Annotated in this window: 22 protein-coding genes; 17 read left to right on the forward strand and 5 right to left on the reverse strand. The window is 43.5% G+C overall.

Annotated features, from left to right (window positions below; genetic code table 11):
- Nucleotides 1-39 precede the first annotated feature (39 nt).
- The 10 genes from gshA (at nucleotide 40) to KYS23_RS02820 (ending at nucleotide 11,563) form a co-directional block, all read left to right on the forward strand.
- Nucleotides 40-1,638, forward strand: a complete 1,599-nt coding sequence (gene gshA, locus KYS23_RS02775; protein WP_218395451.1) for a glutamate--cysteine ligase — start codon at nucleotides 40-42, stop codon at nucleotides 1,636-1,638.
- Between the two features lie 66 nt (nucleotides 1,639-1,704).
- Nucleotides 1,705-2,343 carry a transglycosylase SLT domain-containing protein gene (locus KYS23_RS02780; protein WP_159529557.1) on the forward strand — a complete coding sequence of 213 codons (639 nt, stop codon included), beginning with the start codon at nucleotides 1,705-1,707 and terminating at the stop codon, nucleotides 2,341-2,343.
- A gap of 243 nt (nucleotides 2,344-2,586) precedes the next feature.
- Complete coding sequence (locus KYS23_RS02785; RefSeq protein WP_232370586.1) at nucleotides 2,587-3,534, forward strand: transposase; 948 nt, start codon at nucleotides 2,587-2,589, stop codon at nucleotides 3,532-3,534.
- A gap of 363 nt (nucleotides 3,535-3,897) precedes the next feature.
- Nucleotides 3,898-5,154, forward strand: coding sequence for an efflux RND transporter periplasmic adaptor subunit (locus KYS23_RS02790; RefSeq protein WP_159529559.1), 1,257 nt, complete (start codon nucleotides 3,898-3,900; stop codon nucleotides 5,152-5,154).
- 18 nt (nucleotides 5,155-5,172) lie between these two features.
- Nucleotides 5,173-5,907, forward strand: a complete 735-nt coding sequence (locus tag KYS23_RS02795; protein ID WP_159529561.1) for an ABC transporter ATP-binding protein — start codon at nucleotides 5,173-5,175, stop codon at nucleotides 5,905-5,907.
- Nucleotide 5,908: 1 nt separating this feature from the next.
- The gene (locus KYS23_RS02800; RefSeq protein ID WP_159529563.1) at nucleotides 5,909-7,222 is read left to right on the forward strand and encodes an ABC transporter permease; all 1,314 of its coding nucleotides are present in this window, start codon (nucleotides 5,909-5,911) and stop codon (nucleotides 7,220-7,222) included.
- A 9-nt stretch (nucleotides 7,223-7,231) separates the two neighbouring features.
- Nucleotides 7,232-8,440 carry an ABC transporter permease gene (locus KYS23_RS02805; protein ID WP_159529565.1) on the forward strand — a complete coding sequence of 403 codons (1,209 nt, stop codon included), beginning with the start codon at nucleotides 7,232-7,234 and terminating at the stop codon, nucleotides 8,438-8,440.
- A 22-nt stretch (nucleotides 8,441-8,462) separates the two neighbouring features.
- Nucleotides 8,463-9,806, forward strand: a complete 1,344-nt coding sequence (locus KYS23_RS02810) for a sigma-54-dependent transcriptional regulator (RefSeq protein WP_159529567.1) — start codon at nucleotides 8,463-8,465, stop codon at nucleotides 9,804-9,806.
- Between the two features lie 62 nt (nucleotides 9,807-9,868).
- Nucleotides 9,869-11,161, forward strand: a complete 1,293-nt coding sequence (locus tag KYS23_RS02815; protein ID WP_246604263.1) for a sensor histidine kinase — start codon at nucleotides 9,869-9,871, stop codon at nucleotides 11,159-11,161.
- 276 nt (nucleotides 11,162-11,437) lie between these two features.
- A complete protein-coding gene (locus KYS23_RS02820; RefSeq protein WP_013784987.1) occupies nucleotides 11,438-11,563 on the forward strand; it encodes a DUF3149 domain-containing protein in 126 nt (41 codons plus the stop codon).
- An 84-nt stretch (nucleotides 11,564-11,647) separates the two neighbouring features.
- Here the strand turns inward: KYS23_RS02820 and smrB are convergent, their stop codons facing one another.
- Nucleotides 11,648-12,241, reverse strand: a complete 594-nt coding sequence (gene smrB / locus KYS23_RS02825; RefSeq protein ID WP_159529571.1) for an endonuclease SmrB — start codon at nucleotides 12,239-12,241, stop codon at nucleotides 11,648-11,650.
- 88 nt (nucleotides 12,242-12,329) lie between these two features.
- Here smrB and prmB point away from each other — a divergent pair, with 88 nt between their 5' ends.
- From prmB to KYS23_RS02845, 4 genes are all read left to right on the forward strand, one after another.
- Nucleotides 12,330-13,265: a 50S ribosomal protein L3 N(5)-glutamine methyltransferase gene (prmB, locus tag KYS23_RS02830; protein ID WP_218395445.1), complete on the forward strand. Its 936-nt coding sequence runs from the start codon at nucleotides 12,330-12,332 to the stop codon at nucleotides 13,263-13,265.
- A gap of 9 nt (nucleotides 13,266-13,274) precedes the next feature.
- Entirely contained in the window at nucleotides 13,275-14,384 is a 1,110-nt protein-coding gene (aroC, locus tag KYS23_RS02835) for a chorismate synthase (protein ID WP_159529575.1), read from the forward strand.
- A gap of 116 nt (nucleotides 14,385-14,500) precedes the next feature.
- Complete coding sequence (locus tag KYS23_RS02840) at nucleotides 14,501-15,676, forward strand: MFS transporter (protein ID WP_218418010.1); 1,176 nt, start codon at nucleotides 14,501-14,503, stop codon at nucleotides 15,674-15,676.
- Between the two features lie 192 nt (nucleotides 15,677-15,868).
- The gene (locus tag KYS23_RS02845; RefSeq protein WP_159529579.1) at nucleotides 15,869-16,333 is read left to right on the forward strand and encodes a hypothetical protein; all 465 of its coding nucleotides are present in this window, start codon (nucleotides 15,869-15,871) and stop codon (nucleotides 16,331-16,333) included.
- 77 nt (nucleotides 16,334-16,410) lie between these two features.
- Here KYS23_RS02845 and KYS23_RS02850 read toward each other — a convergent pair whose 3' ends face one another.
- The 4 genes from KYS23_RS02850 to sodB all read right to left on the reverse strand — a co-directional run bounded on the left by KYS23_RS02850 (nucleotide 16,411) and on the right by sodB (nucleotide 22,005).
- Entirely contained in the window at nucleotides 16,411-17,925 is a 1,515-nt protein-coding gene (locus tag KYS23_RS02850; protein WP_159529581.1) for a SpoVR family protein, read from the reverse strand.
- A 3-nt stretch (nucleotides 17,926-17,928) separates the two neighbouring features.
- Nucleotides 17,929-19,215 carry a YeaH/YhbH family protein gene (locus tag KYS23_RS02855; protein WP_218418049.1) on the reverse strand — a complete coding sequence of 429 codons (1,287 nt, stop codon included), beginning with the start codon at nucleotides 19,213-19,215 and terminating at the stop codon, nucleotides 17,929-17,931.
- A gap of 43 nt (nucleotides 19,216-19,258) precedes the next feature.
- Nucleotides 19,259-21,181, reverse strand: a complete 1,923-nt coding sequence (locus KYS23_RS02860; RefSeq protein WP_159529583.1) for a PrkA family serine protein kinase — start codon at nucleotides 21,179-21,181, stop codon at nucleotides 19,259-19,261.
- 242 nt (nucleotides 21,182-21,423) lie between these two features.
- Nucleotides 21,424-22,005: a superoxide dismutase [Fe] gene (gene sodB / locus KYS23_RS02865; RefSeq protein WP_159529585.1), complete on the reverse strand. Its 582-nt coding sequence runs from the start codon at nucleotides 22,003-22,005 to the stop codon at nucleotides 21,424-21,426.
- 511 nt (nucleotides 22,006-22,516) lie between these two features.
- Here sodB and KYS23_RS02870 point away from each other — a divergent pair.
- From KYS23_RS02870 to KYS23_RS02880, 3 genes are all read left to right on the forward strand, one after another.
- Nucleotides 22,517-22,867, forward strand: a complete 351-nt coding sequence (locus tag KYS23_RS02870; RefSeq protein ID WP_013784977.1) for a Grx4 family monothiol glutaredoxin — start codon at nucleotides 22,517-22,519, stop codon at nucleotides 22,865-22,867.
- A 293-nt stretch (nucleotides 22,868-23,160) separates the two neighbouring features.
- Entirely contained in the window at nucleotides 23,161-25,722 is a 2,562-nt protein-coding gene (locus tag KYS23_RS02875; protein WP_159529587.1) for a TonB-dependent receptor plug domain-containing protein, read from the forward strand.
- Between the two features lie 147 nt (nucleotides 25,723-25,869).
- Complete coding sequence (locus KYS23_RS02880; protein ID WP_159529589.1) at nucleotides 25,870-26,430, forward strand: RNA polymerase sigma factor; 561 nt, start codon at nucleotides 25,870-25,872, stop codon at nucleotides 26,428-26,430.
- Nucleotide 26,431: the final 1 nt, after the last annotated feature.

Consider the following 26,431-nt stretch of genomic DNA (forward strand, 5'->3'; position numbering starts at 1 on the left):
CCCATTTTGAGGGGAACAACTCATCCATGGATATGAACATTGACTGTAAACTCAACGTGTTTCAACAAGCGTTTGGCTGCGCTTAAATCACCTGAATTTTTAACGGCACTTACGCAAATAAAGCGTGGTGTTGAGCGTGAAGCATTACGAATTAAGCCAAACGGCGCTCTGTCGCAAGAGCCTCACCCAAAGGCGTTAGGTTCAGCGCTAACGCACGACACGATAACCACTGACTTTTCCGAGTCTTTGTTAGAGTTTATTACGCCCCCAGAAAGTAGCGCCGCTACTACTATTACGCAGTTGCAAGATGTTCACAAGTACACCATTGATAATATTGGTAACGAGCAAATTTGGCCCCTCAGCATGCCATGTTTTATCGAAGATGAAGCACATATCCCTATTGCTTATTTTGGCGAATCTAATATTGGTAAAATGAAGCGAGTATATCGAATTGGGTTAAAAAACCGCTACGGCAGCATGATGCAGGCGATTGCTGGCGTACATTTTAACTTTTCTTTTTCCGATGATTTCTGGAAGCAATGGGCTGAGCTTAACGGTACTGAGCATAGCCAAGATCAAACTTCAGCCAACTACTTTTCATTGATCAGAAACTACCGTCGCTACTGCTGGATAATCCCTTTTCTATACGGTGCATCACCTGCATTGTGTGGTTCGTTTTTGAAAGGAAAAGAGCACGCATTACCGTTTGAAAAAGTGGGTAAGGGCACGTATTACATGCCGTATGCCACGTCATTGAGAATGAGTGACTTGGGATATACCAGTGCAGAGCAGTCGTCGCTTAAAATTTGCTATAACCAGTTAGATAACTATGTTCGGCTGCTTCGTGGTGCTATGGATACGCCGTCAAATCGTTTTAGTAGCTTTGCTGCTGGCGACGGTGGTAACTATCAGCAGCTCAGCCGTAATATTTTACAGATTGAGAACGAGCTGTATTCGCCAATACGGCCCAAGCAACCTACGCAATCGATGGAAAAGCCTACCGACGCACTGGTTAAGCGCGGCATCAGCTACATTGAAGTGCGTGCGTTAGATGTAAATCCCTTTTCGCCCATTGGTATTAGCCAAACCCAATTCGATTTTCTCGATGTGTTCTTACTGACGTGTTTGTTGAAGCCAAGTGCTGAACTAGACGAAGCGCAGTTAAATGAAGCAAAAGACAACATGAATCGAGTGGTATTAGAAGGCAGAAAACCTAATTTGGCGCTTATTCGCGATAATGAGGAAACAACATTAACGGCGTGGGCTTCATCATTGTTTGACGAGTTTGAGCAAGTGGCAGAGATACTCGACTTGGCAAATGACACAACACGATATAGTGACGCGGTTGCCGCAGAGTCGATGAAAGTTGCAAATCCAGCGCTAACCCCTTCAGGCGTGCTTTTAGAGGAATTGCTTAAACATGACAAAGATAATGGTGTTTATGGCTTAGAGCTAGCTGCACGTTATCAAGAGCAGATGAAAGGTTTCGATTATCAGCAAACTACGGAAGCTATGTTTGCTGATGCCGCTGAGACGTCGTTAGCTGCGCAAGCCGATGTGGAAGCCGCTGATACGAAAGACTTCGACAGCTTTATTCGTGATTACTTCAACGAACCGCAAGCAAAAAAAAACGCCTGATAGAAATCAGGCGTTGAAGGTTCCAGGGAAACACACATTTTACTAGAACATAAGTTAAGACAAGCTATGCATCAAAAGTTCAAACCGTTGTGTATTTTTTTATCAATTTTGGTCGTGCTTTTTCCACTGTTTATCGCTGGATGTGCAACAACGCCCCCGAAAGATAGCAGCAATTTGTGCGAAATCTTCTTTGAAAAAGATGATTGGTACGACGCCGCCGCTGATGCACGTGATAAATGGGGCGTGCCCATTCATGTGCCTATGGCGATGATGTATCAAGAAAGCTCATTTCGCCACGATGCTTTACCTCCCCGTGATTACGTATTTTTCGGCTTAGTCCCTTGGGGTAGAGTAAGCTCTGCTTATGGCTATTCGCAAGCTAAGACACCCACATGGGCTGACTACATGCGTGAAACCAATAATAGCGGCGCTGATAGGGATGATTTCGAAGATGCCATCGACTTCATGGGCTGGTTTATTTATAAATCGCAGAAGGTAAATGGCATTTCAAAGTGGGATGCTTACGCCCAATACTTGAATTATCACGAAGGCTGGGGCGGCTATAAACGGAAAAGTTACGACCGAAAACCCTGGCTGAAGAAAGTGGCATCTAAAGTGAAAGCAAGATCATTACGCTACGCAACCCAGCTTAAAACCTGTGAAGAAGAGCTTAGCAAAGGCTGGTTCATGAAGCTCTTTAGCTAGCAATGCGGACACCCACCTTCAATATTGACACCCACTAAAAGAGTTTGGACACCCACAGATGTCAAAGCCTTGGACATTAGTGGGTGTCCAGGTTTTTTTTGGTTGCTAGGTGAGAAGACACACACAAATCGCGAAGCTTAATCAACTCACCCGAAATAGAGAGAAAAACTAACCCAAGGTTCAGTATTCTTCTCTAGCGTATTAATCCACTATAAGCATCAAATATCCACACCAAATTTAAGCATGCCGCGTCCTCGTAAGTCACTAATATGTTTAGAAGACACTCCTTACTATCATTGCGTTTCTCGTTGTGTTCGAAGAGCATTTCTATGCGGAAAAGACAGGTTTAGCGGAAGAAGCTACGAGCACAGAAGGCAATGGGTAGAGAATCGATTGCTTAAGCTCGCAAGTGTTTTTGCAATCGAAGTTTGCGCTTATGCAGTAATGAGCAATCATACCCATACTGTATTGCGTGTTGATAAGAGTCATGCGCTTGCAATGAGCCCTGAGGAAGTACTGAGCCGGTGGCATACGCTTCACAATGGAACTTTGCTTACTCGTCAATTTATGAATAGAGAACAGAGGCCTAGCCTCTCTGAATCGCAATTAAAAACGGTACTTAATTACGTGGATATATATAGAAAGCGTTTGTACGATATCAGTTGGTTTATGCGGCTTCTAAATGAATTTATTGCGCGAAAAGCAAACACGGAGGACGAATGTACCGGGCGTTTTTGGGAAGGGCGGTTTAAGTCTCAAGCTCTACTAGATGAATCAGCATTGTTGGCTTGCATGGCCTATGTTGATTTAAATCCGATAAGAGCTGGCAATGCGAAGACCCCTGAAAAGGCAATGTATACCAGTGTGAAACGTCGTATAGCAAAGGCAAAAGAGAATAAACAACCTCTAGAGCTACTTCCATTTGTTGGTGGGTCTCAAAATAATAAAGCAAAAGGGTTACCTTTTCGATTAGATGATTATTTGCACTTGGTGGATCAAACCGGTAGGCAACTAAGAAGTAACATCAGGGGAGAGATCCCCCGAAACTGCGAGCCTATTTTATCGCGTACAGGTTTAACACAAACAGATTGGTCTGCAGTTGTAAGCTCCATAGAGAGCAACTTTTCCAGCAAGATCAGCTTGGCATTGGTAAAGCGAAAAACTGTATTGAGCCATCAATTAGCCTGCTAAAATTTAATTCGCTATCCCAACCTATGTATTTCACATCAATGAGTACTGAGAAGAGTTAATGCCGTTTTTTAGTAACCTCAGTGATTCTTCTGATATCCAACCCTAAATTTAGCCAACCCGTCCGCTCAGTTGAGTCGGACAGTAAAAAAGTGTCCGCTCGGACACGCCAGCTACTCAAAGCTTAATAAAATCATTAATAATCAATGTATTAAATGTTGGCATGTTATTCGTAATACTAGTTCACACTTCCAACAGAAACTAGATTAACATGTTGCTTATTCACTTTATCAGTCTGCCTATTTTTATTTTTGTCATTGTAGTGTTGCTCGCTAATTTCGAGTCAGTAAGTCATGAGGATGTCTTATGATTCAGGATACTAGTAGTCAGGATACCGCTGTTGTAACGCAGCCGTCGCGAAAAAAATGGGTTGGTGTCTTAGCTATACTATTAATAGTGGGTGTCTTTGGATATCTCTTTCTTTTTTCCAGCTCCACCGCTGGCTTATCTAGCAGTCGTGATTCGCTAAAGTTCAGTGTAGTAACAAAAGGCGAGTTAATTAGGGATATCGTCACCACAGGTAGAATAATCGCTTCAAATGCCCCGCAGTTGTATAGCCCTGAGCAAGGCTATGTTCTTTTAAAAGTAAAGCCCGGTGATTCGGTAGAAACAGGGGATATTGTAGCAATAGTCGATTCTCCCGAATTGCAGAATACTATGAAGCAAGAGCAATCAGCGCTAGCAAGCTTGGAAAGTGAGCTTGCTAGGCAAGAGCTTGATGTACGTAGACAGGCACTTTTATTAAACAAACAAGCTGATATTGCCAACGTAGAATTGGTTGCGGCCCAGCGAGAAGAAAAAAGAGCAAAATTGTCAATCAAAGATCACCTCATAAGTCAGATAGATTTAGAAGAGGCGCTAGATAATTTAGCCAAAGCAGAAGTGACTTATAAGCACGCCATTAGTGAAATTGAATTAGCAACAGATACGTTAGCTTTTGAACTTAAGACCACGAAAGAGAAGGTCGCCAGGCAAGCTCTAGTTGTAGATGACCTTACCCGTCAACTTGCCGATTTAACTATTAGAGCCGGCGTGTCCGGAGTCGTGGGGAATGTACTAATTCAGCCGAATGCACTTGTGGCTAAAAATGAGCCATTAATGAAATTAGTAGATTTAACCGCTTATGAAGCCGAACTCAATGTTGCTGAGAGCTATGCAAATGAGCTGGGGTTAGGGATGAGTGTTGAATTAAAAGTGGGTGTCCAAAAAGTGATTGGCACACTGGCTTCAATATCCCCAGAAGTTGTCGATAGACAAGTTATTGCAAGGGTACGCTTTCCTGAAAATAGCGTGCAATCAATTCGCCAGAATCAACAAGTGTCAGCACGGATATTGTTAGAGAACAAAAGTGATGTACTCAAGGTAGAGCGTGGGAGTTTCCTTCAAGCCGGAGGCACCACAGCTTATCTTGTTACAGGTGATCTGGCCGAGCGAATAGACATTCAAATTGGCGCAACCAGCATTCGAGAAGTCGAAATTCTCAGCGGCCTGGATGAGGGCGACCAAATAATAGTTTCAAATTACGAACAGTTTAATCAAGCGTCTACAGTACTTCTGCGCTAATAAAAAGGATAAACAGCAATGTTAACCATGAACAACGTAAGCAAAATATACCAAACGAACAGCGTACAAACTCATGCACTAAGGGACTTTTCGTTAACCGTAAATGAAGGCGAGTTTATTGCGGTTACAGGGCCCTCTGGCTCTGGGAAAACAACATTTTTAAACATTGCCGGTTTGCTGGAGCCGTTCACGTCAGGCCAATATACCTTAGATGGCGTTGATATCGGCGGATTGTCTGATAATCAAACTGCCGATTTAAGAAACCAAAAAATTGGATATATATTTCAGGGCTTTAATCTAATACCTGATTTGAATTTATATGAAAATGTCGAAGTGCCCCTGCGCTATCGAGGCATTGCCGCAAAAGAACGTAAAATAAGAATTGAACAATGTTTAGAGCAAGTTGGTTTAGCCAGCCGAGCTAAACATTTACCGCAACAGTTGTCTGGTGGGCAACAACAGCGTGTTGCTATAGCTCGTGCTCTGGCGGGCAAACCTCGCTTCTTACTTGCCGATGAACCTACGGGAAATCTGGATAGCCTTATGGCGCGCCAAGTTATGGAACTACTTGAAGAGATAAACAAAAATGGCGCAACAATTGTGATGGTAACCCACGATGCCGAGTTAGCGCGCCGAGCTCCTCGTAATATACAAGTGGTAGATGGCCAGTTAGCTGACTTCACCTTATATCAAGGTAAGCCGACTTTAGCAGCCACCCGCGACAATGAAACCGTTGTTGCGTCAGGAGTATAATATGTTTCTCCATTATATTGATTTGAGTTGGCGAAGCATTAAGCGCACGCCAGTAATTAGCTTTCTGATGGTTTTTGCTATCGCTATTGGAATAGGTCTTACCATGACGAGCTTGTCTGTTTACCACATGATGTCGATGGACCCCATTCCACATAAAAGTGGTAATATTTTCTATCCGCAGCTGAATATTATGGATGATGGCAATGAGTGGCATTCCTCTGATAACCTGCCTTATCAGCTCACTTATCAAGATGCCATTAATCTCTACAATGCAGATATCCCAGTACTAAAATCGCCGAGTTTTAGAAGTGGGTTCTCTGTGCACCTTAATTCTCCAGAAGTAAAACCTACTATGGAGCCGGCTCGCTTGGTGAATAGAGAATTTTTTACCATTTTCGACCGACCATTTGTTTACGGTGCGCCTTGGTCTCGAGATTCACAAGACACCCATGAATATGTAGTGGTCATTTCTGAAAAAATAAACGACCGTTTATTTGCAGGAAAAAACTCGGTTGGGCAACATATATACCTTGATAACAATAGTTATCGCATTGTGGGTGTCTCGGCAAATTGGGAACATCATGTGAAGTACTACGACGTAAACAACGGCGCGTTTAACGTCGCAGAACAACTTTATATTCCCTTTTCCATTGCGCCATTAGAGGAAATAGGGACGTGGGGCAACATGAATGGTTGGAAACATGAGAACTCAAAGGGATATCAAGGGCTATTGGCCTCTGAGAGAGTTTGGATACAATTTTGGGCTCAACTTAATACAATGCAAGAAAAGCAACAGTTTGGTGATTACCTCATTTCCTATATGGATGATCAAAGAGAAAAGGGTAGATTCAATCGAGAAGTTTTGGAGTTTAAGCTTCGAAATGTCACTGAGTGGCTGGAATACAACAAGGTGGTATCTGAAGACAATCGTATTCTAGTGGGGTTGAGTTTTATGTTCCTATTAGTGTGTGTGTCCAACATTTTAGGGCTGTTGCTGGCGAAGTTTCTAAAGCGGGCGCCAGAAGTGGGTGTCCGGCGAGCACTAGGGGCGAGTAAGCGTCATATTTTTGCTCAGCACATCGTTGAAGTATCAGTAATCGGACTCGCGGGGGGGCTACTAGGAATAGCCATAGCTCAGCTTGGCTTATGGGGCGTTCGTGTGACCAATAGCTATTATGGTGCCCTAGCTAACATGGATGTCTCAATGTTACTTACAGCGCCGATTATTGCCTTAACGGCGAGCTTTTTGGCGGGGATATACCCAGCCTGGTTAGTGTGCAGAACACAGCCAGCCATCTACTTAAAAAGCCAATAGGGGCATGCTATGTTAGACATTAAACCCATCTTCAATGCCATACGTCGCTCTAAAATTGGCGCCGTGCTCCTATTGCTTCAAATTGCCCTTACCATGTCGATTGTTAGCAATGCTGCATTTATGATTAACGATCATGTATCTTATCTACGCAAAGATACAGGGTTTCCGGAAAAGGAAATATTTAGCTTCGCCGTAATGACTTTTGGAAAAGATCGCTCGCTTAGTCAGCAAGCCGAAGTTGATGAAACGATGATCCGAAACCTTCCCGGCGTCATTAACGCAACTCTATCACAAGCCGTGCCATTGTCAGGCGGAGGTTCAACCTCCACAATGCGGTTGCGCCCTTCTCCAGAAACGTCTAAATCTGTTAGTGTTGCTTACTATAATACCGATGAACATGGCTTAGAGACCTTTGGGGTTAAGCTCATTGAAGGGCGTAATTTTAGACCCGAAGAGGTAATCATTGGTGATGACTTTAATGGGAATGGCCCAAATACTATTATCGTCTCGCAACCTTTTGTAGAGGCACTGTTCCCCGATGGTAACGCGCTAGGCCAAACCGTGTACTTTTCAAACCGGCCATTACAAATAATCGGCATTGTGGAAACGATGAAAAGCCCGTGGCCAAGCAGTGATCGAGACGAGATCACTGCCTTAGTGCCCTTTATAGATGCAAAGAATTATCAGCATATAGTCGTTCGAGCAGACAAAAATGAGCGTGCAAACATCATGGCCAATATAGAACAAAATATGTTGGACGCTTATGATAAGCGAGTCATTATTAATGTGGATGGGTTAGATAAAACCAAAGAAAACTATGACGCCACCGATGTGCTCATGATGCGTATGTTGATTGTACTTGTTGTGATTCTTTTACTGATTACGGCTCTTGGTATATTTGGACTTACCCAATTTAATATTAGTAAACGTACTAAGCAGATTGGCACCCGCCGAGCGTTAGGGGCAAGAAAGTCTGCTATCGTACGATATTTTTTGATAGAAAATACCATGGTTTGCATGGCGGGTTTATTTATCGGTGGAGTGGCAGCAGTGGTATTAGGTGATGTGATGATGAAGACTTATTCCATCTCATCACTTGAGCTAGAATTCATTGTGGGTACCGCCATATTCATTTTTGCAATGAGTATATTTGCCGTTATCTTCCCCGCTATGCGAGCCGCTAATATTTCACCCAGTATTGCTACTCGCAGTATATAAGTCGTATTTAAGAAGTGTAGACATGACCAAAGTGTTAATTGTTGATGACAACGCCGCTGTATTAGAGGCGTTATCACTATTGCTAGAAATTCATGGTTACGAAGTGGTGACAGCCACAACGCCAAAAGCGGCGCTGCAGATAGTCAATTACCAAGCTATCGGGCTAGTGTTGCAAGATATGAACTTCAGTGCAGACACAACCTCAGGCGAGGAAGGGCGCGAGCTCTTCTTCGCGCTGCGTCAGTTAAATCCGCTATTACCCATTATTCTCATCACGGCGTGGACGGAATTGGAACAAGCGGTAGAGTTGGTGAAAGCAGGCGCGGCTGACTACATTCCAAAGCCGTGGGATGATAGCAAGCTTATTACCACCATTAAAAATCTTGTGGCACTAGGGCAGGCCGCCAGCCAAAATAGAGTGTTGAAGCAACAAGCGGCAAATTTTGACAATACGCGTCAAGCAGCAGTAAGTATTGGGTTAGTGTACGAAAGCGCAGCCATGCAGCGGGTAGTAGATATGTCGGTGCAGGTGGCTAAATCTGATGTGCCGGTACTTATTACTGGGCCTAATGGAAGCGGAAAGGAAAAAATTGCCGAACTTATTCAGTCTCAATCACCCCTTAATCAGTCGGCATTTGTAAAGGTCAATGCGGGGGCCCTTCCTCAAGAACTTATTGAAGCAGAGCTCTTTGGCGCAGAAATAGGCGCGTTTACCAGCGCTAATAAAACGCGAATTGGCCGCTTTGAAGCCGCTAACCAAGGCACCTTGTTTTTAGATGAAATTGGCAACTTGCCTTTGTCTGGCCAAGTCAAATTATTGCGCGTACTGCAAACCGGTGAATTTGAAAAACTGGGGTCGGTGAAAACACAAAAAACAGACGTAAGAATTATATCTGCCACCAATTCTGATTTAACTCGCGACATCGTAAACGGCGCATTTCGCGAGGATTTGTTTTATCGCCTAAATGTCATCGAAATTAATGTGCCGCCACTTAATGAACGGGGTGATGATGTGTTGGCCTTGGCAAAGCATTTCCTACCAGGTCGAGACATTAGCCTCACTGGGCAGCAGGCACTACAAGCCTATGCGTGGCCAGGAAATGTACGTGAGCTTGAGAATGTATGTCGACGAGTCAGTATATTACATCCAGATGGTACGCTGGATGCTGAGGACTTCGGTTTACCCTCTATTAGTGGTGAGGTGAATACAGAGCAAAAAAGTGGAAAAGAGCCCAGCAAATCAGAGATTGAGGCGGCGCTAACAGAATTTAACGGCACTATATCTAAAGTGGCAAGGTACTTGGGGTTATCCAGACAAGCGCTTTACCGCAGGCTAGATAAATATGGAATTGATTATAAATCGTGAGGTTAATTAAAAATAAGCTTCTGGTAGCTGCGCTTTGCGCTACGGCAATAGGTATAGCGCCTATGTTGTATGTAAGCGACCTATCGGTTGTGCAAAAAGCCCTGCTTGTCATTTCGTCTTTGTGCTTGAGCGCGATTGCAGTGAAAGTCTGTACGGTGCAGATAACCAAGCAATTAGAGGCCCTTAAAATAGGCTTGCTCAATTTTAAAGACGGTGAGTTTTCATCAACACTAGCTTGTAAAACTGATGACGAGTTTGAAACTTTATGCCAGCTTTATAACGATACCGCAGAAACCCTTCGCCGAGAAAAACAGTGGTTGTATCAGCGAGAGCTGATGCTAGACAAAGTGCTGCATAGTTCACCTGACGTTTTGCTATTAGTGAACGATCAGATGCATGTGGTACTGAGTAACCGCCAAGCGTGCGAATTCTTCTTCTCAACAAATAATATTGGGAATAGTGACCCTGAGGAAAGTGTCGTTGGTGCCAGTAAGTTGGGTACCAGAAGCTTGGAAGGTTACACCCTCGGCAGGTTACTCAAAAACAAACCAGACACCCTAAAAGATGTCTTGCTAGAAAACCGAGAAGGGCTATTTACCTTGCCTCAGGGTGCTAGCGGCATTCAAACGTGGCATATGGCTACGGGAACGTTTTTGTTAAATAATCAAACTCACCGGCTTTATATTCTTAAGCAAATGACACGGGAGCTAAACAGACAAGAAGTGTCGGTTTGGAAAAAAGTGATAAGGGTGATTAGTCACGAGCTGAATAATTCATTGGGGCCTATTTCTAGCTTATTGCATAGCGGCCAAATCGTAGGCCAGCAAAATGGTGATGCCCGTCTAGTGCGTGTGTTCCATACCATTGAAGAACGTATTGCCCATTTAAATCAATTTGTTCAAGGATATGGAAGGTTTGCAAAATTGCCTCCACCGGTTTTGGTAACGATTGATTGGGATAAAATAACGGCACAACTCAGCAATCAATGTGACTTCAAGTTAACCATGTCAGAGGCTGTCGAGGTGAAAGCCGATGCAGTTCAAGTAGAGCAGTTATTAATTAACTTACTTAAAAATGCCCATGAGTCGGGAGGAAACCCACAGGATGTGGAGCTCGTCATCAAGCAAACGGCCTCTCAAGTTATTATAGAAGTGCTCGATAGGGGAAAAGGCATGACGGATAGCGTGATGACTAATGCGCTGGTTCCTTTTTATTCCACTAAAGCTAATGGGAGTGGATTAGGGTTGGCGCTATGCCGAGAAATCACCGATGCGCATAATGGCCATTTAGTGATTCAAAACCGAAAAGACAAAGGACTGTGTGTACGTTTTATTATTGATAAAACGACAAAGTAGCAGACAAAAAAAAGAGGGGAACAGACGGGCGTCTGTTCCCCTTACGACGCTAAGCCAAGACCGTTTTTAACCTACGTCGAACAGGCATGTATAATGTATTGTAAATGAGAATGATTTGCAATGGCATTTTGAGTTATTTTCAATTTATTTCTATATTGATCTCGATCAACTTCTATACAAGCCTTCTATTTACCGGATTTCAGGCTTGATCCAGATCACAAACCATCATCAGGAAATCGCTATCATTAACTTATTAACCCTGTGAGGAGAAACACCATGTTACTAAGTATGATTTCAGATCCCGTTGTATGGGGCTCGCTTCTAGGTATCAGTATTATTATTGGAATGGGCGTGTTCTATACCTATCTATTTATGCACAACAGCGCAGAGCTTGATAAGTAAATACCGTTTTGCCCCTAAGTCGCGGCGTTTGACAAGAATTAGGCCAATGTTAGGTCAAGAATTCAGTAACTATAACTACGTTCACTATCGCTTATATTCTGGCGTGGGCACATCTAGCAACACAAGCAATGCCGCTTGTCCGCCGTATTCAAGTGGCGCTTGGTGGAATGCATTCACGTGGGGATGCTGTATTAAGTAGTGGGGGAGTGCATTTTTTAAAACGCCCTGTCCAAACCCGTGCATGATGGAAACACAGTCTACCGACTCTTTTCGGGCGGTATAAATTAATGAGGCTATTTCGGTTTTTGCCATTTCTCGGGTCATACCGTGCAAATCCAGCAGAAACTCAGGGGAATAGTCTCCTCGTCTAAGCTGCTTTAGTACATGCGTTGGCACGCCTTCTCGGCAATACCGCATGGGGCCTTCTTGCGGAAGTACAGCTTGGTACATATCGGAGAAGCTAAAACTCGCCGCTACCTGCTTACTGCCTTTTAGGTCTTTAACCCCTGCTAATTGCTTTTTCTTTTCAAGGGCGACTTTCTTATTCGGAACAATCTTGTCCTGCTCCATGGGCTTTACACCTTGCACAGCATCAGCAAATGAGAAGGTATCTTCAATCACTTTTGGCTTCTCAGTGCCTTTTTTCATGGCTTTTAGTTCTTTTTTAAATACTTTCATTATGAACCGATATGCAAATTAACGTGGGCGCAGGCGTTATCTTTGGGTATGATACCAGCTTTCATATTCCTGATGTACCCAAGCTCTTATGACCGACAAGTTTTACTTAGAAGAAGCCATCGAAGATTTACACAGCATACTTGATATGATTCGGTGGGCTACCAGTCGATTTAACGACGCCGCCCTCTATTTTGGTCATGGTACCGATAACGCTTGGGATGAAGCATTAAGCCTTACCATGCAAGCGCTACACTTGCCTCATTCGCTATCTGAGCACGTTGGTGACAGTATGTTGTCATCAAGACTCACAAAAAGTGAGCGCGAAAAAATTGCTGAGCTTGTTTTAAAACGGGTACAAACCCGTATGCCTCTGCCTTACATTACCAACGAAGCTTGGTTTTGCGGCATGCCATTTTATGTTGATGAGCGCGTGCTTATTCCTCGCTCTCCGTTTGCAGAACTGATTCAAAATAACTTTGAGCCTTTCGTTAAAGAAGCACCGACTCATATTTTAGATATGTGTACCGGTGGTGGTTGTATCGCTATTGCACTTGCGCATGCGTACCCCGACTCACAGGTTGATGCGGTAGATATAAGCGAAGATGCCCTTGAAGTGGCCGATATTAATATTCAAGAGCATCAATTAAGTCACCGTGTTTACCCTATCCATTCTGATTTATTTACTAATTTAACCGGGCAGAAGTACGATTTAATTGTATCAAACCCACCTTATGTTGATGCTGAAGACATGGCCGACTTGCCTGATGAATATCATCATGAGCCAGAGCTAGCATTAGCGGCCGGCGATGACGGGTTAGAACTCGTGGATATTATGCTACGTAAAGCACCACAATATTTAACCGATAACGGCTGGTTGTTCATTGAAGTAGGTAACAGCGAAGTGCATATGGACACTCGCTTCCCAGGCCTTGAAGTCATTTGGCTAAGCTTTGAAAATGGCGGGCAGGGGATATTTGCCGTGAACAACTCAACATTAGAAAACTATTTTAACAGCAAGGATTAATTCTCGATTATGTCAGGCAACAGCTTTGGAAAACTCTTCACCGTTACCACATTTGGAGAAAGCCACGGTATCGCCATTGGCGGTGTTGTTGATGGTTGCCCTCCAGGCCTCACGTTAAGTGAAGCTGATTTACAGGGCGATTTAGACAGACGTAAGCCTGGTACATCCCGTTATACCACCGCCCGTCGTGAAGATGATGAAGTGCAAATTTTGTCTGGCGTGTTTGAAGGAAAAACGACGGGTACCAGTATTGGTTTGTTGATTAAAAACAAAGATCAACGAAGCCAAGACTACTCAAATATTGCTGACCGTTTTCGCCCAGGCCATGCCGATTATACCTATGATCAAAAGTATGGTTCACGTGATTATCGTGGTGGTGGTCGCTCGTCTGCCCGTGAAACTGCGGTACGTGTTGCTGCGGGTGGTATTGCCAAAAAGTATTTAAAAGAAGTGCATGGCGTTGAAGTACATGGCTACCTTTCTCAATTAGGGCCTATTAGCGTTGAAAACGTTGACCATGCGGTGACGAATACCAATCCTTTTTTCTGCCCTGATGAAAGCAAACTCGAAGCGCTAGATGAATACATGCGCGAGCTAAAGAAATCTGGCGATAGCATCGGTGCTAAAGTTTCAGTCGTGGTTAAAAATGTTCCAGTGGGGTTGGGCGAGCCAGTATTCGATAGATTAGATGCCGATATTGCGCACGCTATGATGGGCATTAATGCGGTTAAAGGCGTAGAGATTGGCGACGGTTTTGAGGTTATTAACCAAAAAGGCAGTGAGCACCGTGATACGCTTTCACCTGAAGGTTTCCAATCAAACCATGCGGGTGGCGTACTAGGCGGTATTTCAACAGGGCAAGATCTTGAAGTCCATATGGCACTTAAACCAACATCTAGTATTTCAGTGCCAGGTAAAACCATCAACAAGCAGGGTGAAGAAATCGAAATCGTCACGAAAGGTCGTCACGACCCTTGTGTAGGTATTCGTGCGGTGCCTATTGCTGAAGCGATGATGGCGATTGTATTGATGGATCACTACTTGCGTCACCGTGCACAAAACGCTTCTGTGGTATCGACTACCGTACCTATTGCAGGTCAGGCAGGTAAAGCTGAATAAGCGCTAACTAAGCGATAAGAAAACAGCGCGTCAGTATAATAGTCATCATCCAGCTTATCCCCTTCATACGCCACAGGTAACGTTACCTGTGGCGCTATCGCATACGGAGTTGTGCAGTGCCATTCGCTAAATTGCCCTTTGCTAACCATAAATCACTCATTGTTCTCGCGTTAACCTATTGGCTGTATTTTGGTCAACTGGGTGTTTTAGTCCCGTATTTGGGTATATTTCTTGATGGTCGCGGCTTTAGCTCTGCTGAAATAGGGGAGCTCTTCGCGGTAATAACCCTTGCCCGTATTTTAGGGCCAGGACTATGGGCGGGCATTGCTGATAAAAAAGGCAACGCGGTAAGTGTGTTAAGGCTGGGTAGTTTTCTTACGGTAGCCACCTTTTGTTCGGTATTTTTATTTGAAGGCTTCTGGGGGCTAACGCTGTCTTTCGGCTTAATGATGATGTTCTGGACGGCGGTATTACCTCAATTAGAGGTTATCACTATGAAGTCAGTAGAAGGCACTAAAGCCAGCTATGGGCTTATAAGGTTATGGGGAAGTATCGGCTTTATATGCTTAACGGTAGGTGTAGGCAAGGCCCTAGATAGCTTTTCTACTGAAACACCGGTAATCGTGAGTGTGGGCGTGCTACTGCTATTGTTCGTGACCACGCTATTCATTCAAGCGCCGAAAACGAGTGCCGAGAAACACACTGCGGTAGGCAGCATTTGGCAGTACGCCAGACAGCGTCCCTTTGTAGTTTTCATCTTTGCGTCTATATGCTTACAAATTAGCTTTGGTGCTTATTACGGTTTTTTCGCGTTATATATGCGTGACCTTGGCTACAGCGGCCAGCAAACTGGTTTATTCATCGCCCTAGGCGTACTGGTAGAAGTGGGTATTTTTCTTATTGCTAGCCGTTTAACCGCACGTTTTGGCGTGTGGAATCTGTTATTCGCCAGCTTGCTGCTAACTGCGTTGCGTTGGTACGCATTGGCATCTGCTGCCGATAGCATGGCGGTGATATTACTCAGCCAAGTGATTCATGCATTAAGCTTTGGGTTAACCCATGCGGTTTCTGTGTACTTCATTCATCAATTTTTACCACCTCCATTTCACAGCCGAGGCCAAGCCATTTATATTAGCGTGGCATTTGGATTCGGTGGTGCGTTCGGTAATTACATGGCAGGGCAGCAATGGGACCAAGGAGCCAATGCTTATGAAACCTTTGCCACTGCGGCGGTGTTCTCGGCGATAGGTGCGGCCTCCTTGTTTTTCTGTAAGCGTAAGCAGCTTATGTAGAAGGTATTTCTATCAAAGCTTACTGTTCCAAGCCGTCACCCAAAATTAGCCAACTTACAATAACTGACTATACTGAGATAGACGCAGCACGAAAAAGGTAGGAAGAATCGATGGCATCATGGAGCGATACTCAGCGCCATAGATATAGGTTTTATTGTCAGCATTCTTCTTGTATTAAAGAGGAGTGTTAGCATGAATACACGCTCTGATATGGTGTGTAGTAAAAAGTTTCCCCATGCCGCTTACACTATTGAAATTGCTGGCTCTACGCTTATTAGTGAATTAGATGGTCAATGGTCTACTGAAATATCGAATAGTTATATTGGGGATGTTAAGCAAGAGGTAACCGCAAGATTTAACATGCGTTGGCTGCATATCGTGTTGTTAGATAAGTGGGATTTAACCACTTTTGATGCCATGGAAAACTTTACTCAATATGGAGTGTGGTGTTATGAGAATGGCGTAAAAGCGTCGTTCTATGTGTATCAAACCAACCCAATCAAACGATACCAACTGGCTAAAATGTTACCCGAAAGAGCCAAAGACTACGTCAGCTTTCACGTTCAAAGCATTGACGACGCTTTTCTGTACGCCTCTGAAAACGGCTTTTTTGACGAGCCTAAGCCAAATCAAACAATTAAAACACTGAATGCCTGACATACCCCAGCCTCTGCCGAAGTGCGTCAGCCACATACGCGGCACCCCCGTAAATAACAGAAGATGGCAACATTCAATTACTTACTGGTTCGACACTCGGCAAGTAGGGTCGGAAGCCCTGTATTGTTTTCTTGTTCAAGTCTTACATCGAACTTCCACAATCTATGAAGATGACGCATAACCTCACCCTTGGAGTTACCTAACGGAATGCCGTGCTGAGGAACGTAGCGAAGGGTCAAAGAACGATCGCCTCTCACATCAACGTTATATACCTGAATGTTAGGCTCTAGATTGCTTAAATTATATTGGGCAGAGAGCTTTTCTCTAATTGTCTGATAGCCGTTCTCGTCGTGAATAGCGCTAACGCTCACATAGGAATTGTTAGCATCGTCTTCCAACGCAAATAATTTAAAATCTCGCATTAGTTTGGGTGATAAGAACTGACTAATGAAGCTTTCATCTTTAAAGTTATGCATGGCGAAATGCACAGTTTCAAGCCAATCTTTACCTGCGATAGTCGGTAAGTATTCATAGTCTTCTTTAGTGGGAGCTTGGCACACCCGTTTGATGTCCATGAACATCGAGAATCCTAACGCATAAGGGTTAATGCCAGAATAGTATGGGCTGTTGTAATCGGGTTGCATGACAACGCTGGAATGACTGTGCAAAAACTCCATCATAAAACGATCGCTGACTAATCGCTCGTCGTACATTTTATTTAGAATGTGGTAATGCCAAAAACAGGCCCAGCCTTCATTCATCACTTGTGTTTGTTTTTGAGGGTAGAAGTACTGAGATACCTTGCGCACAATGCGTACAATCTCTCGTTGCCAGGGTTCTAATAGTGGCGCATTTTTTTCAATGAAATACAGTAAGTTTTCTTGTGGCTCGGAAGGAAAGCGTAGGGTGTTTGTGTCTTTGCTTTTAGGGTTGTTCGGCAAGGTTCGCCACAGCTCATTAACTTGTGACTGTAAATACTGAGCACGTTCTTCTTGACGGGTTTTCTCTTCCTGAAGCGATATTTTTTGTGGCCTTTTGTATCTGTCCACACCGTAATTCATTAAGGCGTGACAAGAATCAAGAATGTTCTCGACTTCCTCAACACCGTGTTTTTGCTCACATTTAGAAATGTACTTCTTGGCAAAAACCAAATAGTCGATAATGGAACTGGCATCTGTCCAGGTTTGAAAAAGATAATTACCTTTGAAAAAAGAATTATGGCCATAGCAGGCATGGGCCATCACTAACGCTTGCATAGTAATGGTATTTTCTTCCATTAAATACGCAATGCAAGGGTCGGAATTAATCACAATTTCATAGGCCAAGCCCATTTGGCCTCTGCGGTACTGTTGTTCGGTTTGAATAAACTTTTTACCAAATGACCAATGGGTATAGTTTAGTGGCATACCTATGCTGGCATAGGCATCCATCATTTGTTCGGCGGTAATAACTTCAATTTGGTTAGGGTAGGTGTCTAGCTTAAACTCTTTAGCAATACGGTCGATTTCTGTTTCATAGTCGGTCAGTAACGAAAATGTCCAATCTGGGCCATCATCTAATTTATGTTTTTGACGCGCTGCACTTGCAGACATGGGCTAACCTCCTTGCGTACTTAACTGCTCGGTACGCTTGAATATTTCTCTGAATACAGGGTAAATATCATCCGGAGACTGGATGTGTTTACAGACTATATTGTCGAAAGATTGACTTACCTTTTCGTATTCTCGCCATAGGGTTTGGTGTTGGCGTTCGGTTATTTCAATATAGGCAAAGTAGCGGGTGGCGGGTAATAGGTTGTTGACTAATAGTGAGCTACATAAGGGCGAATCATCTGCCCAGTTATCGCCATCTGACGCTTGAGCGGCATAGATATTCCAATTACCGTCGCTAAACCGTTCTCGCACTATTTCATCCATAAGCTTTAGTGCACTAGAGACAATAGTACCGCCGGTTTCTTGTGAATAGAAAAACTCCTGTTCGTCGACTTCTTTTGCTTGTGTATGATGGCGAATATACACCACTTCTACATTCTCGTAGGTTCGGGTCAAAAACAAATACAGCAAAATATAAAAGCGCTTGGCTACATCTTTGGTAGCTTGATCCATAGAGCCAGAAACATCCATTAAACAAAACATCACTGCTTTGCTCGTTGGGATAGGGCGCTTGTGGTAGTTTTTAAAACGTAAATCGAACGTGTCGATAAAAGGGACTTTAGCGACTTTGGCTTTAAGTAGTGCGAGTTCTTTTTCAATCTCTTCAATGGCTAGTGCATTATCTTTAGGGGCTGCACTAAATAAGGCTAACTGTGCTTCTAACTCCCTAATGCGCTTACGGGTAGAACCGGTTAACGCAATCCGTCTGGCAACGGAGCCCTTAAGAGAGCGAACAATGTCTAAGTTACTCGGCACGCCGTCAGTTTGATACCCAGCACGATAGGTTTCATGTTGGATAACTTTGTCGAACTGATTTTTCTTTAAATTTGGTAGGGCTAAGTCGTCGAATAAAATATCCAAATATTCATCTTTCGAGATGGAAAATACGAATTCATCCTCACCCTCTCCGCTATTCCCCGCTTCGCCTTCACCGGAGCCTTGACCCGCGCCACCAGGGGGACGGTCAATTTGGTCGCCAGCAATAAATTGGTCATTTCCGGGGTGAACAATATCTCGCTTACCTCCCTTCCCGGTGTGGAAAACAGGTTCAGAAATATCGCGAGTAGGAATACTTACCTGCTCGCCCGAGTCTAGGTCGGTAACAGAGCGTTTACCAACGGCATCAGTAACAGCACGCTTTATCTGTTGTTTATAGCGTTTGATAAAGCGCTGTCTGTTTACTGTGCTTTTGCCTTTACTGTTAAGTCTTCGGTCGATGAAATGCGCCATAACCACCTGCTTGTCATAGGGTGAACCACGAGTAAATAGCCCATTAAGAGGCTTTACGAACTCGTAAATACCACTCACACAATAGTCTGACTTGCTTTTGTGTATAGCCTTTTTCCGTCATTCGATTTACAAAGTCGTCATGCTTTTTCTGTTCGTCGGCCGACCCTTTAGTATTGAACGAAATAACTGGCAGCAAATCTTCCGTGTTGGAAAACATTTTCTTTTCAATCACAGTGCGTAATTTTTCATAACTTGTCCACGATGGGTTTTTACCGCCATTATTGGCTCGTGCGCGAAGTACGAAGTTCACTATCTCATTACGGAAGTCTTTTGGATTGCTAATTCCCGCAGGCTTTTCGGTTTTCTCAAGTTCAGCATTTAGTGACGCGCGGTCAAATAGTTGACCGGTTTCAGGGTCACGATACTCTTGGTCTTGGATCCAAAAGTCTGCATAGGTGACGTAGCGGTCAAAAAGGTTCTGTCCGTACTCTGAGTAAGATTCCAAATACGCGGTCTGAATTTCTTTTCCGATAAATTCAACATATTTAGGTATCAGATAACCTTTTAAAAACTCTAAATATTGCTCACTTAAATCAGTTGGAAACTGTTCACGCTCAATCTGCCTTTCAAGTACATAAAACAAATGCACAGGGTTGGCAGCCACTTCTTGGTGATCGAAGTTAAATACTCGAGAAAGTATTTTAAAAGCAAAGCGGGTGGATAACCCTTCCATACCTTCATCTACGCCCGCATAGTCTCGGTATTCTTGGTACGACTTTGCTTTAGGGTCAGTGTCTTTCAAGCTTTCCCCATCATAAACCCGCATTTTTGAGAACAAGCTCGAGTTTTCGGGTTCTTTCAATCGAGATAGCACAGTGAACTGCGCTAAACATTCCAAGGTATCTGGTGCGCACGGTGCCCCTTTAAGTTCACTGCTATCTAGCAGTTTACGGTAAATATGAATTTCTTCACTTACTCGCAAACAGTAGGGCACTTTAACAATGTAAACGCGGTCTAAAAAGGCTTCGTTATTCTTATTGTTTCTAAAGGTTTGCCATTCTGACTCATTTGAGTGGGCTAAAATCAGACCATCGAAAGGCAACGCTGAAAAGCCTTCCGTAGGATTATAGTTCCCTTCTTGGGTGGCGGTAAGTAGAGGATGTAGCACTTTAATTGGTGCCTTAAACATTTCTACGAATTCCATCAACCCTTGGTTCGCCTTACACAGTGAGCCTGAATAGCTATAAGCATCTGGGTCGTTCTGTGCGTATTGTTCTAAGCGACGAATATCTACCTTACCTACCAAGGCTGAAATATCTTGGTTGTTCTCATCGCCAGGTTCAGTTTTCGCAATACCCACCTGATCAAGCACAGAAGGGTAGACACGTACTACTTTAAATTGGGTAATGTCACCATTAAATTCATGCAGGCGCTTTCGAGCCCAAGGCGACATGATGGTTTTTAAGTAGCGTTTAGGAATGCCATATTCTTGCTCGAGTAAATGGCCGTCTTCTTTAGCGTCGAACAAGCAAAATGGATGGTCATTTACCGGCGAACCTTTAATGGTATAAATCGGTACGTGTTGCATCAGTTCTTTTAAACGTTCTGCTAACGACGACTTACCGCCCCCTACAGGCCCAAGTAAATAGAGAATTTGTTTCTTCTCTTCTAACCCCTGTGCGGCATGTTTAAGGTAAGAGACTATTTGCTCAATAGCTTCTTCCATACCATAAAACTCATTAAATGCGGGGTAGCGAGATATAACGCGGTTTGAAAATATGCGACTCAGTGCGGGATCCGTCGCGGTGTCTATCATTTGAGGCTCGCCAATGGCACTTAGCAATCGTTCAGCAGCATTTGCATAAGCTGCTGCGTCGTCCTTGCAAATCTCAAGGAACTCCTCAATGGTAAACTCTTCCTGCTTTCGTTCTTCGTATCGGTTTTGGTAATGTTCGAAAATACCCATGAATACCTCTTAAAAAAACGGTTGCCCGTAATTTCAGCTTAGTCGGTATTTAGAAATAGGAAACAAAAATCATAGTAAACTTTTGTATAGACGTGAAATGTTTGGTCTAACGAAAAATGGAATTTTTTCGTTAAAATAGAGTCAAATACACCCATTAGTATTACTTAAAAGTCTGTATATTATTTAATGATGGGCATAAAAAAACCCGCATAGGCGGGTTTTTAAAATTTATCTGAAAACGATTACGCGAAATTCGCGCTAGCAAATTCCCAGTTAGCAAGTGCCCAGAAGTTTTCTAGATACTTAGGACGCACGTTACGGTAATCGATGTAGTAAGCGTGTTCCCAAAGGTCAACAGTCAATACAGGCGTAAGCTCGTCACCAGAAATTGGTGTTTCGGCGTTACTTGTATTCACGATGTCTAAAGAACCGTCAGTAGATTTTACTAACCATGTCCAGCTAGATCCGAAGTTGTTCACTGCTTTGTCGTTAAATGCAGCCTGGAAGTCAGCGAATGAGCCCCATTTTGCATTAATTGCGTCAGCGAGTGCACCAGTAGGTTCGCCGCCGCCATTTGGGCTTAAGCAGTTCCAGTAGAACGTGTGGTTCCAAACTTGTGCTGCATTGTTGAAAACGCCACCTTCAGAAGACTTGATGATCTCTTCTAGGCTTTTGCTTTCCAAATCAGTACCTTCAACTAAACCATTTAATTTAGTAACGTAAGTAGCGTGATGCTTGCCGTAGTGATAGTCCAGCGTTTCAGAAGAAATATGCGGTTCAAGTGCATTTTTTTCGTATGGTAATGCTGGTAATTCAAAAGCCATATCGGTCTCCATGTTGGTTTAATGTTTTTAAACAACGTTAATTTAAGCTCGCAATGCCTGTTCAACGAGCCTGTATAAATACTTTATCTAAGATGCTTATTTTATAATAGCAAAAGCATGCTGTAGATGTAGGGGCAAATTTGTATAACTCAATGACAAATTTATGAAAATTCTAAATTCTTGTCTAGGTAATAATGATCGCCCTGGAAATCCTCATATCGTGAACGCTAAGTTATGCTGCGAAGCACCTACTATGCATACGATAGAAACTAGGGTACTGATAGTAAGTAATATCAGCGTAAGATATAAGATCACTTTCATCTTACCAATGCGACTAAGCTATATGAGATTAATGCTACTCATTATGAGCGTGGGCATTACAGGCTACATAAATTACCCTTTTCAGATGCGGTGAGTATAAACCCCTGAAAGAAACTATGATAATATTACCCTTGAAATCTGCACGCTCATTCCCACTTATAGGGAATAACTTTTCCGCTGAGAGGACCTGATGGATAACACTGAAACACAATCCACCGTAGACAGAATTAAGCAACAAATTGAAGAAAACCCTATTCTTTTATATATGAAGGGTTCTCCAAAGCTGCCAAGTTGCGGTTTTTCTTCACAAGCATCACAAGCATTAATGGGATGTGGTGAACCGTTTGCGTATGTAGACATTTTGCAAAACCCAGATATTCGCGCTGAACTTCCAAAGTATGCGAACTGGCCAACCTTCCCGCAATTATGGGTTGACGGCGAGTTAGTAGGTGGTTGCGACATTATCATGGAAATGTTTCAACAAAACGAATTGCAGCCGTTAATTAAAGAAACGGCAGAGAAACACAAGACTGAAGAATAAGATTAGAAAGCCGGCGATTAGCCGGCTTTTTTGATTAAACCCCCGCAAAACCTCACCACTTTCAATTCCCGTAAATACTAATAGACAGATCAGAAAACAAAATCCTCTATGGTTTGAAAATAAATAATTATTTTGTGCAAAAACGTTTGTTTTATAAGAGTTTACATCTTATAAAACGTGGGTGCTGACAAGTATATAGTCAGTGTTAAAGGTATAAAATAACTATCACTCGCTGCACTTATTACGTTCATAAAAGCGTAGAGGTGACAGGGGGAAAATCCCGGGAAACCACTATGAATACATCTTTGTCTTTATTGACCAAACACGTTCGAGGCGTACTTGCGGCGTCAGCGGCATTTTCTGTTATGGCCATTGCGCCAGTACATGCCCAAGAAGCGCCAGATGCAGCAGAAGCGAGCGCTGAAGATTATGAACAAATCGCCATTGTAGGTTCACGCGCAGCTCCACGTTCTGTAGCAGAATCTGCAGTACCTATCGATATTATCTCTGATGAAGAATTTAAAAATCAGGGTGCCACCGATGTTGTTTCTATGATGCAAACGGTTGTTCCGTCGTTTAACGTTAACGATCAACCGATTAATGATGCATCTACACTAGTTCGTCCTGCTAACCTTCGTGGTATGGCTTCAGATCACACCCTTGTGCTAGTAAACGGTAAGCGACGTCACCGTTCTGCTGTAATCACATTCCTAGGTGGTGGCTTGTCTGATGGTGCACAAGGCCCTGATATCTCGGTTATTCCAGCAGCGGCGTTAAAACAAATTGAAGTATTACGAGACGGTGCTGCGGCACAGTATGGTTCAGACGCCATTGCTGGTGTTATTAACTTCGTATTAAACGACGCGTCAGAAGGCGGCTCATTTGAAGCCCGTTACGGCTCGTATTATGAAGGTGACGGCGACATGATTCAGCTGTCTGGAAACATTGGTATGCCGTTATCTGACAAAGGTTTCATTAACCTTTCTGCAGAGTACCGTACAGCTGATGATACTTCTCGCAGCGTTCAGCGTGATGATGCGGCAGGTTTAGTGGCGGGTGGAAATACCTTTGTTGCCGATCCTGCGCAAATTTGGGGTTCTCCTGAAATTAAACACGACTATAAACTTTTCGCTAACTTAGGGTTAGAGCTAAGTGATACCGCAGAAGCTTATATGTTCGGTAACTTCGCTGAGCGTGAAGTGGAAGGGGGTTTCTACTACCGTAACCCGCATACTCGTGGCGGTGTTTACGCGGCTGATGACGGTTCCCTATTGGTGGGTGACTTAACCGACGACCTTTCAGGTAACTGTCCTACCGACATCATCCCTGGCGACAACGTGTTGACCAACGAACGTTACATCAACGAAGTGGCCAATAACCCTGACTGCTTTGCGTTCAACGAGATTTTACCGGGTGGTTTCACACCGCGCTTTGGTGGAACAGTTACTGATATGTCATTGGTATTTGGAACCCGTGGTGAACTGGCGAATGACATCACATACGATGTAAGCTTGAACTTGGGTGAAAACGAAGTTGATTTTGTTATCAGCAACACAATTAACCCATCACTTGGTCCCGATACGCCATTTGAATTTAGCCCAGGTCGTTATACGCAGTCAGAGCAAACCCTTGACGTAGATTTCACTAAACCTTTTGAAATTGGCTTGTATGAGCCGTTATTCGTAGCAAGTGGCTTCCAATACCGTCATGAAAGCTATGAAAGCTTTGCTGGTGATACTGCATCGTATGAAATTGGTCCACTAGCCTCACAAGGCTTTGGTATTGGTTCAAATGGTTTCCCTGGTTTGGCGGCAAACAGCCAAGGTCTAGTGTCTCGTCATAACATCGCGTTCTACGTAGATGCAGAAGCGTACATTACTGAAACCTTCATGTTGGCGGGTGCGATTCGTTATGAAGATTACTCAGACTTCGGTGATACTACCAAAGGTAAAGTGGCGTTCCGCTGGCAAGCGCTTGAAAACATCGCATTCCGTGGTGCTTTCTCAACAGGCTTTAAAGCACCTACGTTGGGACAAAGTAACGTACGCAACGTAACAACTGCGTTTGGTACTGATGGCAAGCTTATCGACCGTGCTACGCTTCCTCCGACCGATCCTGTTTCACAACTTAAGGGTGGCGAGCAGTTAACACCAGAAGAATCTAAAAGTATTACGTTTGGTGTAGTGGCAGACTTTGATAACGGTTTGTTCGTTACTGCTGATTACTACAACATTGAATTAACGGATCGTATCAGTACCGCTTCTGGTATTGCGCTGACCGATGAAGATATTGCGATTTTGCTTGATCAAGGTATCAGCGATGCATCTAGCTTCACTGAAATTAGTTTCTTTACCAATGACTTCGATACCACTACCGAAGGTCTTGATGTAGTTGCAAACTACAGCATGGATATGTTTGAAGGCGAAACAAAGTTCTCGCTAGCGTACAACTGGACTTCTACCGAGGTAGATAGAGCATCTGATAATATTTCAGCTGAACGTATCCGCATGTTGGAAGATAATCTTCCGGCAGTACGCTACAGCGCAACGGCTAACCATACGAATGGTGACTGGCGCTTCCTTGCTCGCCTGAACTATTTCGGTAGCATCTATGAAGATCACTTAGATTCAGCATTGCCTATCGATAAAGTAGGGTCTGAAATTACGATTGATTTGGAAATGGCTTATAACTTCACCGAAGAGTTGACCGTAACAGTGGGTGCGAAAAACGCGTTTGATGAGTACCCAGATGAAAACACGCAGTATGCAGGTATTGCAGGTTCGTTGTATCCGACTACGTCTCCCATCGGTATCAATGGCGGTTTCTATTACCTGAGAGGTGTTTACACTTTCTAAAAACGGAAACCAGGTAAAAGGAGGCGTTCGCCTCCTTTTATTTCTCTAAATGCTAAAAATATAAGATTTCATCGTGCAAGCAGACCAATAAATTGGCATGATGGTGAAATAACTGTAAGCAATTTGAAACACCTGCAAAATTTTAATATGACCAGAAAGTCGACAGTCACAGAATCCTTCTTAAAATATCGCGCTAAGCTAATGCGTGCGGTAAGTACTATTGTGGGTGCCGACGATATAGAAGACATCGTTCAAGAAGCGTTCATAAAAAGTTATGAAGCAGAGATGAATCAAGAGATTCGTTTTGAACGCACGTACATGCTGAAAACAGCACGTAACTTAGCATTAAATCATATTGCCAGAGCTGAAAATAAGAATAACCAGCCTATTGATGATATGGATATTTTACCCCACGAATTGGTGGGTTACAGCCTAGAAAAAAATGTAGAAAGCAAAGAACGTTTCATCCATTTTTGCCGCGCGACAGATACACTTTCGCCGGATGTTAAACGGGTTTTCCTACTTAAGAAAGTATATGGCATGCGCCAAAAAGACATCGCTGAATTGGTTGGTTTAAGCGAAAGTACGGTCGAAAAGCATGTCGCAAAAGGATTAATGTTGTGCTCGAAATATTTAGCCGAGCTATCTAAAGATGACGCCCCCGTGCGCACATCTCGTAATGCGACTCAGGACATAAGCCGTAGTTAAC

Origin of the sequence: Alteromonas lipotrueae (assembly GCF_019249255.1) — a bacterium.
Lineage (GTDB): Bacteria > Pseudomonadota > Gammaproteobacteria > Enterobacterales > Alteromonadaceae > Alteromonas > Alteromonas lipotrueae.

Bases quoted from the DNA above. Each gene is read 5' to 3' on its own strand.
- KYS23_RS02780 (WP_159529557.1), top strand. From the start codon at position 1,705: ATGCATCAAAAGTTCAAACCGTTGTGTATTTTTTTATCAATTTTGGTC.
- smrB (WP_159529571.1), bottom strand. From the start codon at position 12,241: ATGAAAGTATTTAAAAAAGAACTAAAAGCCATGAAAAAAGGCACTGAG.
- KYS23_RS02805 (WP_159529565.1), top strand. From the start codon at position 7,232: ATGTTAGACATTAAACCCATCTTCAATGCCATACGTCGCTCTAAAATT.
- KYS23_RS02790 (WP_159529559.1), top strand. From the start codon at position 3,898: ATGATTCAGGATACTAGTAGTCAGGATACCGCTGTTGTAACGCAGCCG.
- sodB (WP_159529585.1), bottom strand. From the start codon at position 22,005: ATGGCTTTTGAATTACCAGCATTACCATACGAAAAAAATGCACTTGAA.
- KYS23_RS02850 (WP_159529581.1), bottom strand. From the start codon at position 17,925: ATGTCTGCAAGTGCAGCGCGTCAAAAACATAAATTAGATGATGGCCCA.
- KYS23_RS02800 (WP_159529563.1), top strand. From the start codon at position 5,909: ATGTTTCTCCATTATATTGATTTGAGTTGGCGAAGCATTAAGCGCACG.
- KYS23_RS02820 (WP_013784987.1), top strand. From the start codon at position 11,438: ATGTTACTAAGTATGATTTCAGATCCCGTTGTATGGGGCTCGCTTCTA.
- KYS23_RS02845 (WP_159529579.1), top strand. From the start codon at position 15,869: ATGAATACACGCTCTGATATGGTGTGTAGTAAAAAGTTTCCCCATGCC.
- KYS23_RS02785 (WP_232370586.1), top strand. From the start codon at position 2,587: ATGCCGCGTCCTCGTAAGTCACTAATATGTTTAGAAGACACTCCTTAC.
- KYS23_RS02860 (WP_159529583.1), bottom strand. From the start codon at position 21,181: ATGGGTATTTTCGAACATTACCAAAACCGATACGAAGAACGAAAGCAG.
- KYS23_RS02795 (WP_159529561.1), top strand. From the start codon at position 5,173: ATGTTAACCATGAACAACGTAAGCAAAATATACCAAACGAACAGCGTA.
- KYS23_RS02855 (WP_218418049.1), bottom strand. From the start codon at position 19,215: ATGGCGCATTTCATCGACCGAAGACTTAACAGTAAAGGCAAAAGCACA.
- KYS23_RS02815 (WP_246604263.1), top strand. From the start codon at position 9,869: ATGTTGTATGTAAGCGACCTATCGGTTGTGCAAAAAGCCCTGCTTGTC.
- KYS23_RS02870 (WP_013784977.1), top strand. From the start codon at position 22,517: ATGGATAACACTGAAACACAATCCACCGTAGACAGAATTAAGCAACAA.
- prmB (WP_218395445.1), top strand. From the start codon at position 12,330: ATGACCGACAAGTTTTACTTAGAAGAAGCCATCGAAGATTTACACAGC.
- KYS23_RS02875 (WP_159529587.1), top strand. From the start codon at position 23,161: ATGAATACATCTTTGTCTTTATTGACCAAACACGTTCGAGGCGTACTT.
- KYS23_RS02880 (WP_159529589.1), top strand. From the start codon at position 25,870: ATGACCAGAAAGTCGACAGTCACAGAATCCTTCTTAAAATATCGCGCT.
- KYS23_RS02810 (WP_159529567.1), top strand. From the start codon at position 8,463: ATGACCAAAGTGTTAATTGTTGATGACAACGCCGCTGTATTAGAGGCG.
- aroC (WP_159529575.1), top strand. From the start codon at position 13,275: ATGTCAGGCAACAGCTTTGGAAAACTCTTCACCGTTACCACATTTGGA.